The sequence below is a fragment of the Streptomyces sp. NPDC001770 genome, assembly GCF_053596135.1.
In genome coordinates this window covers 46,356-64,026 of record NZ_JBSFFN010000019.1, presented here as the reverse complement: position 1 = coordinate 64,026, position 17,671 = coordinate 46,356, and the positions used below count along the sequence as shown (strand labels likewise).

The 17,671-nt window shown below is 71.1% G+C and carries 13 protein-coding genes; 6 read left to right on the top strand and 7 right to left on the bottom strand.

Features of this window, described 5'->3' with window-relative positions:
- Window positions 1-61 precede the first annotated feature (61 nt).
- From ACWCSV_RS18585 to ACWCSV_RS18570, 4 genes are all read right to left on the bottom strand, one after another.
- A complete protein-coding gene (locus ACWCSV_RS18585; protein ID WP_451143431.1) occupies window positions 62-1,672 on the bottom strand; it encodes an FAD-dependent oxidoreductase in 1,611 nt (536 codons plus the stop codon).
- 6 nt (window positions 1,673-1,678) lie between these two features.
- Window positions 1,679-3,208 carry a glycerol kinase GlpK gene (glpK, locus tag ACWCSV_RS18580; protein WP_390964903.1) on the bottom strand — a complete coding sequence of 510 codons (1,530 nt, stop codon included), beginning with the start codon at window positions 3,206-3,208 and terminating at the stop codon, window positions 1,679-1,681.
- A gap of 81 nt (window positions 3,209-3,289) precedes the next feature.
- Complete coding sequence (locus tag ACWCSV_RS18575) at window positions 3,290-4,081, bottom strand: MIP/aquaporin family protein (RefSeq protein WP_451143429.1); 792 nt, start codon at window positions 4,079-4,081, stop codon at window positions 3,290-3,292.
- Window positions 4,082-4,520: 439 nt separating this feature from the next.
- On the bottom strand, window positions 4,521-5,285 hold the full coding sequence (locus ACWCSV_RS18570) for an IclR family transcriptional regulator (protein WP_451143427.1): 765 nt from the start codon (window positions 5,283-5,285) through the stop codon (window positions 4,521-4,523).
- A gap of 247 nt (window positions 5,286-5,532) precedes the next feature.
- Here ACWCSV_RS18570 and metH point away from each other — a divergent pair, with 247 nt between their 5' ends.
- Window positions 5,533-9,045: a methionine synthase gene (gene metH, locus ACWCSV_RS18565; protein WP_451143425.1), complete on the top strand. Its 3,513-nt coding sequence runs from the start codon at window positions 5,533-5,535 to the stop codon at window positions 9,043-9,045.
- Window positions 9,046-9,220: 175 nt separating this feature from the next.
- Window positions 9,221-9,940: an HAD family hydrolase gene (locus tag ACWCSV_RS18560; RefSeq protein WP_451143423.1), complete on the top strand. Its 720-nt coding sequence runs from the start codon at window positions 9,221-9,223 to the stop codon at window positions 9,938-9,940.
- Between the two features lie 302 nt (window positions 9,941-10,242).
- Here ACWCSV_RS18560 and ACWCSV_RS18555 read toward each other — a convergent pair whose 3' ends face one another.
- A complete protein-coding gene (locus ACWCSV_RS18555; RefSeq protein ID WP_451143421.1) occupies window positions 10,243-10,914 on the bottom strand; it encodes a response regulator in 672 nt (223 codons plus the stop codon).
- Between the two features lie 10 nt (window positions 10,915-10,924).
- Window positions 10,925-11,836, bottom strand: coding sequence for a RecB family exonuclease (locus tag ACWCSV_RS18550; RefSeq protein WP_451143419.1), 912 nt, complete (start codon window positions 11,834-11,836; stop codon window positions 10,925-10,927).
- A gap of 104 nt (window positions 11,837-11,940) precedes the next feature.
- Between ACWCSV_RS18550 and ACWCSV_RS18545 the strand changes: the two genes are divergently transcribed.
- From ACWCSV_RS18545 to ACWCSV_RS18535, 3 genes are all read left to right on the top strand, one after another.
- A complete protein-coding gene (locus tag ACWCSV_RS18545) occupies window positions 11,941-13,185 on the top strand; it encodes a site-2 protease family protein (protein WP_451143417.1) in 1,245 nt (414 codons plus the stop codon).
- Window positions 13,186-13,259: 74 nt separating this feature from the next.
- Window positions 13,260-14,204: a tRNA (adenine-N1)-methyltransferase gene (locus ACWCSV_RS18540; RefSeq protein ID WP_451143415.1), complete on the top strand. Its 945-nt coding sequence runs from the start codon at window positions 13,260-13,262 to the stop codon at window positions 14,202-14,204.
- Between the two features lie 362 nt (window positions 14,205-14,566).
- Window positions 14,567-15,154, top strand: a complete 588-nt coding sequence (locus ACWCSV_RS18535) for a hypothetical protein (RefSeq protein WP_451143413.1) — start codon at window positions 14,567-14,569, stop codon at window positions 15,152-15,154.
- A gap of 28 nt (window positions 15,155-15,182) precedes the next feature.
- On the opposite strand, the gene ACWCSV_RS18530 is transcribed toward ACWCSV_RS18535, so the two are convergent.
- Complete coding sequence (locus ACWCSV_RS18530) at window positions 15,183-15,494, bottom strand: ferredoxin (protein ID WP_451143411.1); 312 nt, start codon at window positions 15,492-15,494, stop codon at window positions 15,183-15,185.
- 241 nt (window positions 15,495-15,735) lie between these two features.
- Between ACWCSV_RS18530 and arc the strand changes: the two genes are divergently transcribed.
- Window positions 15,736-17,502 (top strand): proteasome ATPase, encoded by a 1,767-nt coding sequence (arc, locus tag ACWCSV_RS18525; RefSeq protein ID WP_451143409.1) that lies wholly within the window; start codon window positions 15,736-15,738, stop codon window positions 17,500-17,502.
- The last annotated feature ends 169 nt before the right edge of the window (window positions 17,503-17,671 follow it).

Below are 17,671 nucleotides of genomic sequence, written 5' to 3'. Positions count from 1 at the left end.
GTCCGGACACCCCCGGCACGCTCCCCGCGCCGCCCCGCATGCCCCCGCCCGCCCGCGCCGCTCAGCCGCGCTCCGCCAGCATCGCCTCGACCCCGGTCCGCACCTCTTCGGTGGCCAGCCCGCGGATCGTCAGCGTCGTCCGCCGGCGCAGCACGTCGTCGGCGGTCTCGGCCCACTCGTGGTCCCGCGCGTACGCCACCTGCGCCCATATCTCCGGAGCGTCCGGGTGGATACGGCGGGCGAGGGCCGGGTCCGCCTCGGCGAGCCGGGTGATGTCGAAGGCGAGCGAACCGTAGTGCGTGGCCAGATGCCGCGCGGTGTCCGCCGACAGCCGGGGGCCGGAGCCGGCGCCGTCCGCCAGCAGCCGGTGCGTCACCGCTCCGGGACTGGCGATCCCGGGCAGCGGCAGCCGCTTCGGCAGCCGGTCCATCGGTTCCATCGCGTCGCCCAGCGGATGCCCCGGCAGCGCGGCCAGCTTGGCCATCACGGTGCGGCCGATGTGACGGAACGTCGTCCACTTGCCGCCGGCCACCGACAGCATCCCGCCGCGCCCCTCCGTCACGACCGTCTCCCGCTTCGCCTTCGAGGTGTCGCCAGGACCGCCCGGTAGCACCCGCAGACCGGCGAAGGAGTACGTGATCAGGTCGCGCGAGAGCTGCTGGTCCCGGACGGAGAAGGCCGCCTCGTCCAGGATCTGCGCGGTGTCCTTCTCCGTCACCGCCAGGTCCTCGGGCTCGCCCTCGTACACCTCGTCCGTGGTGCCGAGCAGCAGCATGTCCTCCCACGGCAGGGCGAAGGTGATCCGGTACTTGTCGATCGGCGTCGCCAGCGCCGCCCGCCAGGGGGCGGTGCGCCGCAGTACCAGGTGCGCACCCTTCGAGAGCCGTACGGAGGGCGCGGCGCCCGGGTCCTCCATCCTCCGCAGCCGGTCCACCCACGGGCCGGTGGCGTTCAGCACCAGGCGGGCGTCCACCCCGAACTCCGTACCGTCGACCCGGTCGGCGAGCTCCGCGCCGGTGACCCGGCCCCGGGTGAACCGGAGCCCGGTGACCGCCGCGTGGTTGAGCACGTCCGCACCGGCCGCGACCGCCGCGCGCACGGTCATCAGGGCCATCCGCGCGTCGTTCATCTGGTCGTCGCCGTAGACCGCGACCGCCTTCAGCCCGTCCGTACGCAGCTCGGGCACGTCCCGGCGGGCCCGCTGCGGGCTGATCACATGGCCGACGCCGTCGCCGAAGGCGGAGAGCGCCGAGTAGGCGAAGACGCCCGCGCCGAGCTTGGCCGCCCCGTGCGGGCCGCCCTTGTAGACCGGCAGGTAGAAGGTGAGCGGGTTGGCGAGGTGCGGGGCGACCTGCCGGGAGACCGCCCGCCGCTCGAAGTGGTTCTCCGCCACCAGCTTCACCGCGCCGGTCTGGAGGTAGCGCAGCCCCCCGTGGAGCAGCTTCGAGGAGGCGGAGGAGGTGGCGCCCGCGAAGTCGCCGGCGTCCACCAGGGCCACCCGCAGTCCGGACTGCGCGGCATGCCAGGCGGTGGAGATGCCCAGGATGCCGCCGCCGATCACCAGGAGGTCGTACGTCGTGCGGGAGAGCCGCTCCCTGGTTTCGGCGCGGCTCGGGAGGGAGCCGGCGGCCGGGCGCGTCCCGGGGGCGGGGACGCTCTGCGGGATGGTCATGTCTGCTTACTCCTCGGTGTCGTCGAGCCAGCCCATGGAGCGCTGCACCGCTTTGAGCCAGCTCTTGTACTCGCGGTCACGGGTGGCCGCGTCCATACGGGGTGTCCACTCGGCGGCCCGGCGCCAGTTGGCGCGCAGCGCGTCGGTGTCCGGCCAGAAGCCGACGGCGAGACCGGCGGCGTAGGCGGCGCCGAGACAGGTGGTCTCGGCGACCATCGGCCGCACCACGGGTGCGTCCAGACAGTCGGAGAGCATCTGCATCAGCAGGTTGTTGGAGGTCATGCCGCCGTCGACCTTGAGCGCGGTCAGCTCGACGCCGGAGTCCTTCGTCATGGCGTCGCTGATCTCGCGGGTCTGCCAGGCGGTCGCTTCCAGCACGGCCCGGGCGATGTGCGCCTTGGTGACGTACCGGGTGAGCCCGGCGATGACGCCCCGGGCGTCGGGGCGCCAGTACGGGGCGAACAGACCGGAGAACGCGGGTACGAAGTACGCGCCGCCGTTGTCGTCCACCGAAGAGGCCAGGGTCTCGATCTCGGCGGCCGAGTTGATGAGCCCCATCTGGTCGCGCATCCACTGCACCAGCGAACCGGTGACGGCGATCGACCCCTCCAGCGCGTACACGGCCGGCTGGTCGCCGATCCGGTAGCCCACGGTGGTCAGCAGCCCGTTGTACGAGTTGACCGGGGTGGAGCCGGTGTTGATGAGCATGAAGGTGCCGGTGCCGTACGTGGACTTGGCCTCGCCCTCCGAGAAGCAGGTCTGGCCGAACAGCGCCGCCTGCTGGTCGCCGAGCGCGGAGGCCACCGGCACTCCGGCGAGCACCCCGTCGGAGGCGAGCCCGTACACCTCGGCGGAGGAGCGGATCTCCGGCAGGACGGCGGCCGGGATGTCCATGGACCGCAGGATGCGCTCGTCCCACGTCAGGTTGTGCAGGTTCATCAGCAGGGTGCGCGAGGCGTTGGTGACGTCGGTGACGTGGACGCCTCCGTCGGTGCCGCCGGTGAGGTTCCAGATGACCCAGGAGTCCATGGTGCCGAAGAGGATGTCCCCGCGTTCGGCCCGCTCGCGCAGTCCCTCGACGTTGTCGAGCAGCCAGCGGATCTTGGGCCCGGCGAAGTAGGAGGCGAGCGGCAGGCCGGTCTCGCGGCGGAAGCGGTCCTGGCCGACGTTGCGGCCGAGCTCCTTGCAGAGCGCGTCGGTACGGGTGTCCTGCCAGACGAGGGCGTTGTGGACGGGCTCTCCGGTGTGCCGGTCCCACATCAGCGTGGTCTCGCGCTGGTTGGTGATGCCGATGGCCTTGACGTCGTCGGCCGTGACACCCGCCTTGACGACGGCTCCGGCCACCACCTCCTGGACGTTCTCCCAGATCTCGGTGGCGTCGTGCTCGACCCAGCCGGGCTTCGGGAAGATCTGCTCGTGCTCCTTCTGCTCGACCGAGACGATCCGGCCGTCCTTGTCGAAGACGATGCAGCGGGTGGAGGTGGTGCCCTGGTCGATGGCCGCGATGAACGGGCCGGCGGTGTGTGCGTCGTTCACGGTGTGCTCCCCGGGGTCTGTGGTGGTGTGGGTGGAGGCGCTTGCCGGGCGCCTGGGGTCTTCCGTCCGGATCGGGCCGGATCAGGCGAAGGCGACGTTGTAGAGGAGGCCGGCCAGGGCGCCGCCGACGAGCGGTCCCACGACGGGTACCCACGCGTAGCCCCAGTCCGAGCCGCCCTTGTTCGGCAGCGGCAGCAGTGCGTGCACGATACGCGGGCCGAGGTCGCGGACCGGGTTGATCGCGTAGCCCGTCGGACCGCCCAGGGAGAACCCGATGCCGACCACGACCAGCGCGGTGACGAGCGCGCCCAGCGTGCCGAGCCCGTTGCCGTCGTCGTTGAGGCCCTGGGTCAGGATGGCCAGTACCAGCACGAGGGTGGCGATGATCTCGGTGACCAGGTTCTGCGCGGCGTTGCGGATCTCGGGGCTGGTGCAGAAGACCCCGAGCACCGGTCCCGCGTGGGGGTCGGTGGTCTGGTCGACCATCCCCTCCGCGGGGTTCTCGGTGCCGGTGATCTCCGGGTCGGTCAGGTGGGCCCGGAACTGCCCGTAGTACACGGCCCACACCAGTACCGCTCCGATGGCCGCACCGAGCAGCTGCGATCCGATGTAGAGGGGCACCTGGCTCCACGGCGTACCGCCCTGGATCGCGAGTCCGATGGTGACGGCCGGGTTGAGATGGGCCCCGGACACACCCCCCGCCAGGTAGGCGCCGGTGAGCACCGCGAAGCCCCAGCCGAAGGCGATGGCGACCCAGCCCGCGTCCTTCGCCTTGGAGCGCTTGAGCGTGACGGCGGCACAGACACCACCGCCCAGCAGGATGAGTACGGCGGTACCGATGGTCTCGCCGATGAAGATGTCGGAGCTGGACACCGTGACTCCTTTGTCCTTCGTCCAGGGGAATGCGCACCACCGGGTCCCTCCGGGGGTACACGCTCCAGATGACGCCCCCTCCGAAGGGGATGCGCCGCCTGCAAGGGCTTGACCGGCCCTCGGCATTGCCACACCTTAACGCCTATGGTCGTGAAGCGTTCGGCAATGCCGACCGGTGAACGGCAGTGTTTCGCTCGGCCGAGGGGGAGTCAAGGGGGTGTGGCATACGACTCGGACCGGGTGGTGCGCTCCGGCGGAAAGCGACCTGCGGCCGACGGGGAGGGACCGGTGGGGGTGGCGGCCCGCGGAGAGCGACCCGCCGGCGGGGGAGCGGCACGCCGGGGCCGCGCATGCGTGAGCCCGCCCGGCCGGGGAGACGCGGACGGGCTCAGGGGTGCCCGGTGCGGACCGGGCGCACGCGGGTCCGGTGCCGGGGCCGTCAGAAGCGGCCGGCCCCCAGGTCGCGGGAGACCGCCCGGGCGCAGTCGCGTACTGCCGCGATCAGTTCGGGGCGCAGCTCGCCCCCCGGGCGCAGCCGCTCCACCGCGCCGGTCACCGCGACCGCCCCGACCGGCATCCGCCGGCCGTCGTGGATGGGGGCCGCCACGGCCGCCACCCCCTCCCAGGTCTCCTCCGCGTCGGCGGCCCAGCCGCGCGCCCGGGTCAGCGCGAGCGTCTCCTCGAACGCGTCCCGCGCGGTGACCGTGCGGGCGGTGAAGGAGCGCCGCTCACCGTCGAGGGCCTCGCTGTGCGCCACCGGGTCGAACGCGGCGAGCACCTTGCCCAGCGCCGTGGAGTGCAGCGGCTGCATCGCGCCGACCTCCAGCACCTGTCGGCTGTCGTCCGGCCGGAAGACGTGGTGCACGATCAGCACCCCGTGCTGGTGCAGCACGCCGAGGTGGACGCTCTCGCCGCTCGACCGGGCCAGGTCGTCGGTCCAGACGAGGGCCCGGGCGCGCAGTTCGTGGACGTCCAGGTAGCTGTTGCCCAGGCGCAGCAGCTCCGCGCCCAGCTGGTAGCGGCCGGACGCCGGGTCCTGTTCGACGAAGCCCTCCAGCTGGAGGGTGCGCAGGATGCCGTGGGCGGTGCCCTTGGCGAGGCCCAGGGACGAGGCGATGTCGGAGAGGCCGAGCCGGCGCTCGCCGCCCGCCAGCAGGCGCAGCATCGCCGCCGCCCGCTCCAGCGACTGGATGTTCTTGGCCATCGCGCCGTACTCCTCCACTCGTCCGCTCGGTTCGACAATGCTGAACACTATCGGCCGATGCCGACCTCCGCGCGGGGCAAGGGGCGGTGTTCCGTCGCTTCCCCGCCGCACCTTTTCCGCCACAGCATGCAGTCCGGTCGGTGGGACACCCGCACAGGGGTCACCGGTAGCGGGCTACGCTGGCCGGGTGCGCCTTCTGCCGGAAGTGCGCAAAGCCGACAGCCGTCGCATCCCTGGGAGATCATCCATGGCCTCGTTGCCGACCCCTTCCGCCGCCAGCCCGAGCAGGGTTGACGCACTCCGCGAAGCACTCGCCACCCGTGTGGTCGTGGCCGACGGCGCCATGGGCACCATGCTCCAGGCCCAGGACCCCACGCTCGAAGACTTCCAGGACCTCGAAGGCTGCAACGAGATCCTCAACATCACCCGCCCCGACATCGTGCGCTCCGTGCACGAGGAGTACTTCGCGGTCGGCGTCGACTGTGTCGAAACCAATACGTTCGGTGCGAACTCCTCGGCCCTGGGCGAGTACGACATCCCCGAGCGCATCCACGAACTCTCCGAGGCCGGCGCCCGCATCGCCCGCGAGGTCGCCGACGCGTTCACCGCCTCCACCGGGCAGCAGCGCTGGGTGCTCGGCTCCATGGGCCCCGGCACCAAGCTGCCGACCCTGGGCCACGCCCCGTACACCCAGCTTCGCGAGGGCTTCCAGCAGAACGCCGAAGGGCTGATCTCCGGGGGCGCCGACGCGCTCATCGTCGAGACCACCCAGGACCTCCTCCAGACCAAGGCCGCCATCCTGGGCGCGCGCCGGGCGCTGGAGGCGCTCGGCAGCGACCTGCCGCTGCTGGTCTCACTGGCCTTCGAGACGACCGGCACCATGCTGCTCGGCTCCGAGATCGGCGCCGCGCTGACCGCGCTCGAACCGCTCGGCGTCGACATGATCGGCCTGAACTGCTCCACCGGCCCGGCGGAGATGAGCGAGCACCTGCGCTACCTCACCCGCCACTCCCGCATCCCGCTGCTCTGCATGCCCAACGCGGGCCTCCCCGTCCTCACCAAGGACGGCGCGCACTTCCCGCTCGGCCCCGAGGGCCTCGCCGACGCGCAGGAGACCTTCGTCCAGGAGTACGGCCTCTCGCTGGTCGGCGGCTGCTGCGGTACGACCCCGGAACACCTGCGCCAGGTCGTCGAACGCGTCCGCGGCACCGTCCCCACCGTCCGCGACCCGCGCCCCGAGCCCGGCGCGGCCTCGCTCTACCAGACCGTCCCCTTCCGTCAGGACACCTCGTACCTCGCCATCGGTGAGCGTACGAACGCCAACGGCTCCAAGAAGTTCCGCGAGGCCATGCTGGAGGCCCGCTGGGACGACTGCGTGGAGATGGCCCGCGACCAGATCCGCGAGGGCGCGCACATGCTCGACCTCTGCGTCGACTACGTCGGCCGCGACGGGGTCGCCGACATGGCGGAGCTCGCCGGGCGCTTCGCCACCGCCTCCACCCTGCCGATCGTGCTGGACTCCACCGAGGTCCCCGTCCTCCAGGCCGGTCTGGAGAAGCTCGGCGGCCGTGCCGTCCTGAACTCGGTCAACTACGAGGACGGCGACGGACCCGAGTCCCGTTTCGCCAAGGTCACCAAGCTCGCGTCCGAGCACGGCGCCGCGCTGATCGCCCTCACCATCGACGAGGAGGGCCAGGCCCGTACCGTCGAGCACAAGGTCGCCATCGCCGAACGGCTCATCGAGGACCTCACCGGCAACTGGGGCATCCACGAGTCGGACATCCTCATCGACACCCTGACCTTCACCATCTGCACCGGTCAGGAGGAGTCCCGCAAGGACGGCATCGCCACCATCGGCGCCATCCGCGAACTGAAGAAGCGGCACCCCGACGTCCAGACCACGCTGGGCCTCTCCAATATCTCCTTCGGCCTCAACCCGGCCGCCCGCGTCGTGCTGAACTCCGTCTTCCTCGACGAGTGCGTCAAGGCCGGACTCGACTCCGCCATCGTGCACGCCTCGAAGATCCTGCCGATCGCCCGCCTTGAGGAGGAGCAGGTCAAGGTCGCCCTCGACCTGATCCACGACCGCCGCGCCGAAGGCTACGACCCCCTGCAGCGGCTCATGGAGCTGTTCGAGGGCGTCAACATGAAGTCGATGAAGGCCGGCAAGGCCGAGGAGCTCCTCGCCCTGCCGCTCGACGAGCGCCTCCAGCGCCGCATCATCGACGGCGAGAAGAACGGCCTGGAGGCCGACCTCGACGAGGCCCTGACGACCCGCCCGGCCCTCGACATCGTCAACGACACCCTCCTCGAAGGCATGAAGGTGGTCGGCGAGCTGTTCGGCTCCGGCCAGATGCAGCTGCCGTTCGTGCTCCAGTCCGCCGAGGTCATGAAGACCGCGGTCGCCTACCTCGAACCGCACATGGAGAAGACCGACGCGGAGGGCAAGGGCACCATCGTGCTGGCCACCGTCCGCGGCGACGTCCACGACATCGGCAAGAACCTCGTCGACATCATCCTCTCCAACAACGGCTTCAACGTCGTCAACATCGGCATCAAGCAGCCCGTCTCCGCGATCCTGGAAGCCGCCGAGGAACACAACGCCGACGTCATCGGCATGTCCGGCCTCCTGGTGAAGTCCACCGTGATCATGAAGGAGAACCTGGAGGAGCTGAACCAGCGCAAGCTGGCCGCCCGCTTCCCGGTGATCCTCGGCGGTGCGGCCCTCACCCGCGCCTACGTCGAGCAGGACCTGCACGAGATCTACGAGGGCGAGGTCCGCTACGCCCGCGACGCGTTCGAGGGCCTGCGCCTGATGGACGCCCTCATCGGCGTCAAGCGCGGCGTCCCCGGTGCCGTGCTCCCCGAGCTCAAGCAGCGCCGGGTGCCCAAGCGCGACACCGCCGTCCTGGAGGTCACCGAGCCGGAGACAGGCGTCCGCTCCGACGTCGCCACCGACAACCCGGTGCCCGCCCCGCCGTTCTGGGGCACCCGCGTCGTCAAGGGCATCCAGCTGAAGGAGTACGCCTCCTGGCTCGACGAGGGCGCGCTCTTCAAGGGCCAGTGGGGCCTCAAGCAGGCCCGCGCCGGCGACGGACCGACGTACGAGGAGCTCGTGGAGACCGAGGGCCGCCCGCACCTGCGCGGCTGGCTCGACAAGCTCCAGAGCGAGAACCTGCTGGAAGCCGCCGTGGTCTACGGCTACTTCCCCTGCGTCTCCAAGGGCGACGACCTCATCCTGCTGAACGAGGACGGCTCGGAGCGCACCCGCTTCACCTTCCCCCGCCAGCGCAGGGGCCGCCGCCTCTGCCTCGCCGACTTCTTCCGCCCGGAGGAGTCCGGCGAGAAGGACGTCGTCGGCCTCCAGGTCGTCACCGTCGGCTCCAGGATCGGTACCGAGACCGCCAAGCTCTTCGAGGCCAACGCCTACCGCGACTACCTGGAGCTGCACGGCCTCTCCGTGCAGCTCGCCGAGGCCCTCGCCGAGTACTGGCACGCCCGGGTCCGCTCCGAGCTCGGCTACTCAGGCGAGGACCCGGCCCACGTCGAGGACATGTTCGCGCTCAAGTACCGCGGCGCGCGCTTCTCCCTCGGCTACGGCGCCTGCCCCGACCTCGAGGACCGCGCCAAGATCGCCGACCTGCTCCAGCCCGAGCGGATCGGCGTCCACCTCTCCGAGGAGTTCCAGCTCCACCCGGAGCAGTCCACGGACGCGATCGTCATCCACCACCCGGAGGCGAAGTACTTCAACGCGCGCTGACGCGCCGCGCACGGCCGCCGGCCGCCACCTTCCCGACGCGCTCCCGCCGGGAAAACACCCGAAAGCGTTCACGCGTGAACGCCGGACGAGTCGTAGACTGGTCGGTCCAGTGAGGCCGGTCGCCCTTCCCCGGAAGGGCGGCCGGCCTTCTCGTCCCTCACGGAAGGTGTGCCGCATGACCAGTACGGTCCCCGCGTCCCTGACCCGCACCGCCGACGGCGCGACCCTGCAGGCCGTCCTTCTCGACATGGACGGCACCCTGGTGGACACCGAGGGCTTCTGGTGGGACACCGAGGTCGAGGTGTTCGCCGACCTCGGCCACCGGCTCGACGAGTCCTGGCGCGAGGTGGTCGTCGGCGGGCCGATGACCCGCAGCGCCGGCTACCTCATCGACGTGACCGGCGCGGACATCGCGGTGGAGGAACTCACCGTCCTGCTGAACGACCGCTTCGAGAAGCGCATCGGGCGGGGCGTCCCCCTCATGCCCGGCGCCGCCCGGCTGCTCGCCGAGCTCTCCGCCCACTCCGTACCGGCCGCCCTCGTCTCCGCCTCGCACCGCCGGATCATCGACCGGGTCCTCGACTCGGTCGGCCACCACCACTTCGCGCTGACCGTCGCCGGTGACGAGGTCGCCCGCACCAAGCCGCACCCCGACCCCTACCTCGCCGCCGCGGCCGGATTCGGCGCCGACCCCGCCCGCTGCGCCGTCATCGAGGACACCGCCACCGGCGTCGCCTCGGCGGAAGCCGCCGGATGCCGCGTCGTGGCCGTACCCTCCGTGGCGCCCATCGCACCGGCCGCCGGACGCGTGGTCGTCCGCTCGCTGGAGGAGATCGACCTGGCCTTCCTCCAGAAGCTGGTCCTGGACCCGGCCTCCCGCGGGGGCCGGAGCTGAACGGTCCGGCGGACCGCGGCCGGAGCGCCGGCCCCGGTGCCCGGGCCCACCCGCGACCCGGCTCAGCCGCCCGAGCGGGTACGGACGGCGCGCCCGCCCGCTTCCGGGTACGGACCGGGGCCTTCCGCGGGGCCGCCCGTCCCCGCGTCCCCCTGGCCGGGGACGGGACCCGCCGTCTCGTCCTGGGCGACGGGGCCCTCGGGATCACCGGCCCGAACCGGGTGACCGATCCCCGGTGAACACCGGAGCGGTGACCCGCCGGGCCGCGCGGGCCACCGCTCGGTCCTGCACCGCTCCCGCCACTACTGCGCGCCGGGCCGGACCAGACCGCTCTCGTACGCGTACACCGCCGCCTGCACCCGGTCGCGCAGCTGGAGCTTGGTCAGTACGTGCCCGACGTGCGTCTTCACCGTCGTCTCACTGACGAAGAGGTCCGCGGCGATCTCCGCGTTCGACAGGCCGCGCGCCACCAGCTTCAGCACCTCGACCTCGCGGTCGGTCAGCCGGTGCAGGGCGTCCGGGACCGCCTCCTCGCCGGACGGGAGGTGGTCGGCGTACTTGTCGAGCAGCCGCCGGGTGATGCTCGGGGCGAGCATCGCCTCGCCCGCGGCCACCACCCGGATCGCCTGCACCAGCTCGTTGGCCGGGGCGTCCTTGAGCAGGAAGCCGCTGGCACCCGCGCGCAGCGCCTCCACGACGTACTCGTCCAGATCGAACGTCGTCAGCACCAGCACCTTCGCCGGGCCGTTCCGGTCCGGGCCGGTGATCTGGCGGGTCGCCTCCACACCGTCCATCCGCGGCATCCGGATGTCCATCAGCACCACGTCCGGCTGGAGCGCCCTGACCTGGTCGATGGCCTGGAGTCCGTCACCGGCCTCGCCGACCACCGCGAGATCGCCCTCGGCCTCCAGAATCATCCGGAAGCCGGTGCGCAGCAGTGGCTGGTCGTCGACCAGCAGGACGCGGATTGCCACGAAGAACTCCTCAGGGACCGTCTGGGGACGCGGGCCGACCGGCGTCGGCCCCGACCGGCCCCATTCTGCCCGCCCCATCCTCACGGGACTCCGGCAGCACCACGGGGAGCGGATAGACCGGGGGAGTCCCGCCGAATTCCGGACAGACCGCCTGGTGGTCGCACCAGCCGCAGAGCTTGGTCGGCCTCGGCCGCCACTCGCCGGTCTCCGTCGCCAGCCGGATCGCCTCCCAGAGCGCGTGCAGCTTCCGCTCCACCCGCTCCAGATCCGCGACCACCGGGTCGTACGTCATGACGTCGCCGCTGCCGAGGTACACCAGCTGGAGCCGGCGCGGCACCACGCCCTTGAGGCGCCAGACCACCAGCGCGTAGAACTTCATCTGGAAGAGCGCGCCCTCCGCGTACTCCGGACGCGGCGCCTTCCCCGTCTTGTAGTCGACGATCCGGACCTCGCCCGTCGGCGCGATGTCGACGCGGTCGATGACCCCGCGCAGCCGCAGCCCCGACTCCAGCTCCGTCTCCACGAACATCTCGCGCTCGACCGGCTCGAGGCGCGTCGGGTCCTCCAGCGAGAACCACCGCTCCACCAGCCGCTCCGCCTCGCCCAGCCACCCCGCGAGCCGCTCACCCCCGGTGTCCTCGGCGAAGAGCTCCGTCAGCTCCGGCTTCGACTCCAGCAGCCGGTCCCACTGCCCGGGCACCAGGGCCCGCGCCCTCGGAGCCGTACGCTCCGCGGCGGGCGCGTCGAAGAGCCGCTCCAGCACCGCGTGCACCAGGGTTCCCCGGGTGGCCGCCTCGCTCGGCTTCTCCGGCAGTTTGTCGATGACCCGGAAGCGGTAGAGCAAAGGGCACTGCATGAAGTCGTTCGCCCGCGACGGCGACAGGGAGGACGGCGGCGCGGGGGGCCGGGGTGCGGAACTCATGCCCCAGACCCTACGACCCGCCACTGACAGCGGGCGGCATACCATCGACGGCAGAGCCTCGGGCACCGCATGATCGATTCAGACGCCCCGGACGGAAGGACCCAGTGGACGAGAGCGACCAGAGCGGCGACAGCGGGCGCCCGCAGCCCGGCGCCGGGGGAACCGGCCCCGGACCGGGCAAGGAACGCCCCCGTCGCCCCGCCGGACCCGGCGGCGGCCTGCTGATGGGCCGCCCGTTCGGTGTGCCCGTGTACGTGGCCCCCAGCTGGTTCGTCGTCGCGGCGCTGATCACCTGGGTCTTCGGAGGACAGCTCGACCGCGTCCTGCCCGAGCTCGGCGCCGCCCGCTACCTCGTCGCCCTCTTCTTCGCCATCGCCTTCTACGCCTCCGTACTGGTCCACGAACTCGCGCACACCGTCGCGGCCCTCCGGTACAAACTGCCCGTGCGCCGCATCCAGCTCCAGTTCTTCGGCGGTGTCTCGGAGATCGAGAAGGAGACCGAGACCCCGGGGCGCGAGTTCGTCCTCGCCTTCGTGGGCCCGCTCCTCTCCCTCGTCCTGGCCGGGGTGTTCTATCTCTCCATGCAGTTCGTGGAGCCCGGCACCGTCCCCGGCGTCCTGCTCGCCGGACTGATGATCTCCAACCTCATCGTCGCCGTCTTCAACCTGCTGCCCGGGCTCCCGCTCGACGGCGGGCGCATGCTGCGCGCGGTCGTCTGGAAGATCACCGGCAAGCCCATGAGCGGCACCGTCGTCGCCGCCTGGGTCGGCCGGGGCCTCGCCGTCGCCGTACTCGTCGGCCTGCCGCTGCTCACCCGCACAGGCGGCTCGGCCGACGAGATCGGCGGCATGGAGACGGTCACCGACGCACTGCTCGCCGCCATCCTCGCCGGGATCATCTGGACCGGCGCCGGCAACAGCCTGCGCATGGCACGGCTGCGCGAACACCTCCCCGAGCTCCGGGCCCGCACCCTCACCCGCCGCGCGGTGCCCGTCGAGTCCGCCACCCCGCTCTCCGAAGCCCTGCGCCGGGCCAACGAGGCGGGAGCCCGCGCCCTCGTCGTCGTCGACCCGGAAGGCACCCCGAAGGGCGTCGTCCGGGAGTCCGCCATCGGCGGGGTCCCCGAGCACCGCCGCCCCTGGGTCGCCGTCGGCGGCCTCGCCCAGGACCTCAACGAGGGCATGCGCGTCCCCGCCGAGCTCGCCGGCGAGGAGCTGCTGGACCGGCTGCGCGCCACCCCCGCGACCGAGTACCTCGTCGTGGAGGAGTCCGGCGCGGTCTACGGCGTCCTCTCCACGACCGACGTCGAACGCGCCTTCCTCGCCGCCATGACGCGCCCCGGGTCCTGAGGGCGGCCCCCCGGGGGGAGCACCCGCCGTCCACCGGCGGAAGGAGGCCCCGGAAACACCGGTACGCTGGTCACATGTCTGAACCGACCGGTGCCGCCCGCCGCCGTGGGCCCTTCAAGGTCGGGGACCAAGTACAGCTCACCGACCCCAAGGGACGCCACCACACCTTCACGCTCGAGGCCGGAAAGAACTTCCACACCCACAAGGGTTCTTTCCCGCACGACGAGCTGATCGGTGCTCCCGAGGGCAGTGTTGTCCGTACCACGGGAAACGTCGCCTATCTCGCGCTGCGCCCCCTGCTCCCCGACTACGTCCTCTCCATGCCCCGCGGCGCCGCCGTGGTCTACCCCAAGGACGCGGGCCAGATCCTGGCCTTCGCCGACATCTTCCCCGGCGCCCGCGTCGTGGAGGCAGGCGTCGGATCGGGCGCGCTCTCCACCTTCCTGCTGCGCGCCATCGGTGAGCAGGGCATGCTGCACTCCTACGAGCGCCGCGAGGACTTCGCCGAGATCGCCCAGCAGAACGTGGAGCGCTACTTCGGCAGCCCGCACCCGGCCTGGCAGCTCACCATCGGCGACCTGCAGGACAACCTCTCGGACACCGAGGTGGACCGGGTCGTCCTGGATATGCTCGCCCCGTGGGAGTGCCTGGAGGCCGTCTCCAAGGCGCTGGTGCCCGGCGGCATCGTCTGCGCGTACGTCGCCACCACCACCCAGCTGTCGCGGACGGTCGAGTCCCTCCGCGAGATCGGCTGCTTCGCCGAGCCGCAGCCCTGGGAATCCATGATCCGCAACTGGCACGTCGAGGGCCTCGCCGTCCGCCCGGACCACCGGATGATCGGCCACACCGGCTTCCTGGTGACCGCCCGCCGCCTGGCCGACGGGGTCGAGCCCCCGATGCGCCGCCGCCGTCCCTCCAAGGGCGCCTACGGCGAGGACTACGACGGCCCCGGCGGCCGGAGCGGTTCCGCCGACCGGAGCGGTTCCGCCGACCGGAGCGGTTCCGCCGACCGCGACTGACGGACGCGACCGCTCCACCACCGACCGACCGCGCGACCCTCGAAAGCCGCGCGGCACCGACGACCGCGACCGACCGTGGTGACCGACCACCACGACCGGCTCGCGGTGCGGCGATGGGCGCCGCCGCCCCGCCCTTCCGGACCGACCCGGGCAGGCGGGGCGACGGCGCCCTTCGCATACCCGCTCCCGGAGCCGGCCCCTTCGCATCCCCCGGTTCCGCCCTCCGGTTCCCGGCGGGTGCCGTCGCACACCCCGCTGTTCCCTGCCCGTGTGAGGTGTGGCACGATGCTGGCCACCCCCTGCCGCCGATGCCCGGCAGGGACGTTCCACATGCTCCCCGGAAACATCAGGAGACAGACCGCGTGCAGCCCTCCGTACTCCCGGATCTCGCGCACAACGACTCCAGGGCGATGCACTGGCTCGCCACCGCCGCCGCGGTGTTCGCGACCGTCGCCGTCGCCGGTCTGCTGCAGCCCGGTGAACCGACCGCGACAGCGTCCGCCGCGGCCGCCGCTCCGGCCGGTAACGCCGCTCCCGAGATCACCGCAGGAGCCCCGGACCCGACGGGTGTGGTCTTCCCGCTCACGTGCGGGAGCGTGGGCCAGACCGTCGGGCGGCAGGCCAGGGGCGACCTGGACGGCGACGGGAAGCCCGAGACCGTGGTGGCCGTCCACTGCGCCGCCGGCTCGGGCACCCCGCCGGACGGCGTCTACGTCCTGACACACGGAAGCGGGGCCGCACCCCGGGTCGTGGCGACCCTGGTGGACCCCGCTCTGCGGCTGACGGTCGGTGAACTCGCGGTCGAGAACGCCGTCGTCTCCGCGACCACGCTCGGCTACTCCTCGAACCAGGTGCCCAGCTGCTGCCCCGACCAGCGCGAGGAGACCACCTGGCGCTGGTCGGGCGGAGCCTTCGTCCGGTCCGCCGCGCGACCCGACGCCGGCGTCTGACCGGCTCCGGGCACCCGCCGGACGCCGGCTAGGCCGCGTCCGGCCCGTAGACCTCGACGCTGTCCGAAACTCGACGTACGTGGATGCAGTCGCCGGGGCACTCCTTGGCCGAATCCACCACGTCCGTCAGCAGCGGCAGCGGGACCCGCGTGGTGGCGCCAGGCTGCTGGAGCAGCTCGTCGTCGGCGCTCTTCACGTACGCCAGCCCGTCGATGTCCAGCTCGAACACTTCGGGGGCGTACTGGACGCAGATCCCGTCGCCCGTGCAGAGGTCCTGGTCGATCCAGACCTCCAGATCCTCGGTGTCGCTCGCGCCGGGCGAGTCCTGCTGCGCGGTCATATGTCCTGCCGATCCCTGCGTATCTCAACCAATTGAAGCCAGCCCTGACGGGTGTTGAACGGTTCGACGATACAACTGGCTGCTTTCGCGTGCCCAAGGGTGGGTATTCCCTTGGCACGAGGGGGAGAGCAAGGGTGAAGATCGGACACACCCCGCAGTCTTTGTGATCTAGGGGTTTCAATCACCACCCACGCAGGTAGGGTCAGGAAGCGTCCAGCTCCCCTTGGAGGAGGTGAGGACCGTGGCAGCCCACGACGACGACATCAACCGCGGCATCCGGCCCGGGCGGGGGTCAGAAGACCCGTCGGGCCAGGTCGCCTATCTTGAGCAGGAAATCGCCGTCCTGCGACGTAAGCTCGCCGACTCTCCGCGTCATTCGAGAATTCTCGAAGAGCGGGTCGTCGAGTTGCAGACCAGTCTGTCCGGTGTGACCGCACAGAACGAACGGCTCGCCCACACGCTCCGCGAGGCCCGCGACCAGATCGTGGCTCTCAAGGAGGAGGTCGACAGGCTCGCCCAGCCGCCAGCCGGTTTCGGCGTGTTCCTGCAGGCCAATGAGGACGGTACCTGCGACATCTTCACCGGGGGCCGCAAGCTCCGGGTGAACGTCAGTCCCAGCGTTGAGATCGAAGGCCTCCGTCGAGGCCAGGAAGTCATGCTCAACGAAGCGCTCAACGTGGTCGAGGCCATGGAATTCGAGCGGGCCGGGGACATCGTCACCCTCAAGGAGATCCTTGAGGACGGCGAGCGCGCCCTGGTGGTCGGGCACACCGACGAGGAACGGGTGGTGCGGCTCGCCGAGCCGCTGCTCGACATCACCATCCGCCCCGGCGACGCGCTCCTGCTGGAACCCAGGTCCGGTTACGTCTACGAAGTGGTGCCCAAGAGCGAGGTCGAGGAACTCGTCCTCGAAGAGGTCCCGGACATCGACTACGACAAGATCGGCGGTCTGGGCGACCAGATCGAGCTGATCCGCGACGCGGTCGAGCTCCCGTACCTCCACCCCGACCTCTTCAAGGAACACGAACTCCGTCCGCCGAAGGGCATCCTGCTCTACGGTCCGCCCGGCTGCGGCAAGACGCTCATCGCCAAGGCAGTCGCCAACTCGCTCGCCAAGAAGGTCGCCGAGGTGACCGGCCAGCCCGCGGGGAAGAGCTACTTCCTCAATATCAAGGGCCCCGAGCTCCTCAACAAGTACGTCGGTGAGACCGAGCGGCACATCCGCCTCGTCTTCCAGCGTGCCCGGGAGAAGGCGAGCGAGGGCACCCCCGTCATCGTCTTCTTCGACGAGATGGAATCCCTCTTCCGCACCCGCGGCAGCGGCGTCAGCTCGGACGTGGAGAACACCATCGTCCCGCAGCTGCTCGCCGAGATCGACGGTGTGGAAGGGCTGGAGAACGTCATCGTCATCGGTGCCTCCAACCGCGAGGACATGATCGACCCGGCCATCCTCCGGCCCGGCCGCCTCGATGTGAAGATCAAGATCGAGCGTCCGGACGCGGAGGCCGCGAAGGACATCTTCGCGAAGTACCTGACCGCGACGCTCCCGCTGCACTCGGACGATCTGTCCGAGCACGCCGGCTCCAAGCCGGCCGCCACGCACGCGATGATCCAGTCCGTGGTGGAGCGGATGTACACGGAATCCGAGGAGAACCGGTTCCTCGAAGTCACCTACGCCAACGGTGACAAGGAAGTCCTCTATTTCAAGGACTTCAACTCCGGCGCGATGATCCAGAACATCGTCGACCGGGCCAAGAAGATGGCCATCAAGGCATTCCTCGAAGAAGGCCAGAAGGGCATTCGCGTCTCCCATCTCCTCCAGGCGTGCGTGGACGAGTTCAAGGAGAACGAGGACCTGCCCAACACCACCAACCCGGACGACTGGGCCAGGATCTCCGGAAAGAAGGGCGAGCGGATCGTCTTCATCCGCACGCTCGTCACCGGAAAGCAGGGCGCGGACACCGGCCGGTCCATCGACACGGTCGCGAACACCGGTCAGTACCTGTAACGAGCGGACCGGCTGCGGCTGCCCGACCGGGCAACCGCAGCCGGTTGTTTTCCCCCGAGTCGCCGCCGCATTCGCGCCGCATCCGAACAATGACGTAATGGATCTCCCCACCGGGGCAGAGGCGCTCTAGGCTCTGACGTACCGCCGACCGCGCAGTGCGGGGCCGGAC

What these genes read in the sequence shown, in the direction of transcription:
- ACWCSV_RS18585 (WP_451143431.1), bottom strand. Translation starts at nt 1,672, where the DNA reads ATGACCATCCCGCAGAGCGTCCCCGCCCCCGGGACGCGCCCGGCCGCC.
- ACWCSV_RS18570 (WP_451143427.1), bottom strand. Translation starts at nt 5,285, where the DNA reads ATGGCCAAGAACATCCAGTCGCTGGAGCGGGCGGCGGCGATGCTGCGC.
- metH (WP_451143425.1), top strand. Translation starts at nt 5,533, where the DNA reads ATGGCCTCGTTGCCGACCCCTTCCGCCGCCAGCCCGAGCAGGGTTGAC.
- ACWCSV_RS18560 (WP_451143423.1), top strand. Translation starts at nt 9,221, where the DNA reads ATGACCAGTACGGTCCCCGCGTCCCTGACCCGCACCGCCGACGGCGCG.
- ACWCSV_RS18550 (WP_451143419.1), bottom strand. Translation starts at nt 11,836, where the DNA reads ATGAGTTCCGCACCCCGGCCCCCCGCGCCGCCGTCCTCCCTGTCGCCG.
- ACWCSV_RS18540 (WP_451143415.1), top strand. Translation starts at nt 13,260, where the DNA reads ATGTCTGAACCGACCGGTGCCGCCCGCCGCCGTGGGCCCTTCAAGGTC.
- ACWCSV_RS18530 (WP_451143411.1), bottom strand. Translation starts at nt 15,494, where the DNA reads ATGACCGCGCAGCAGGACTCGCCCGGCGCGAGCGACACCGAGGATCTG.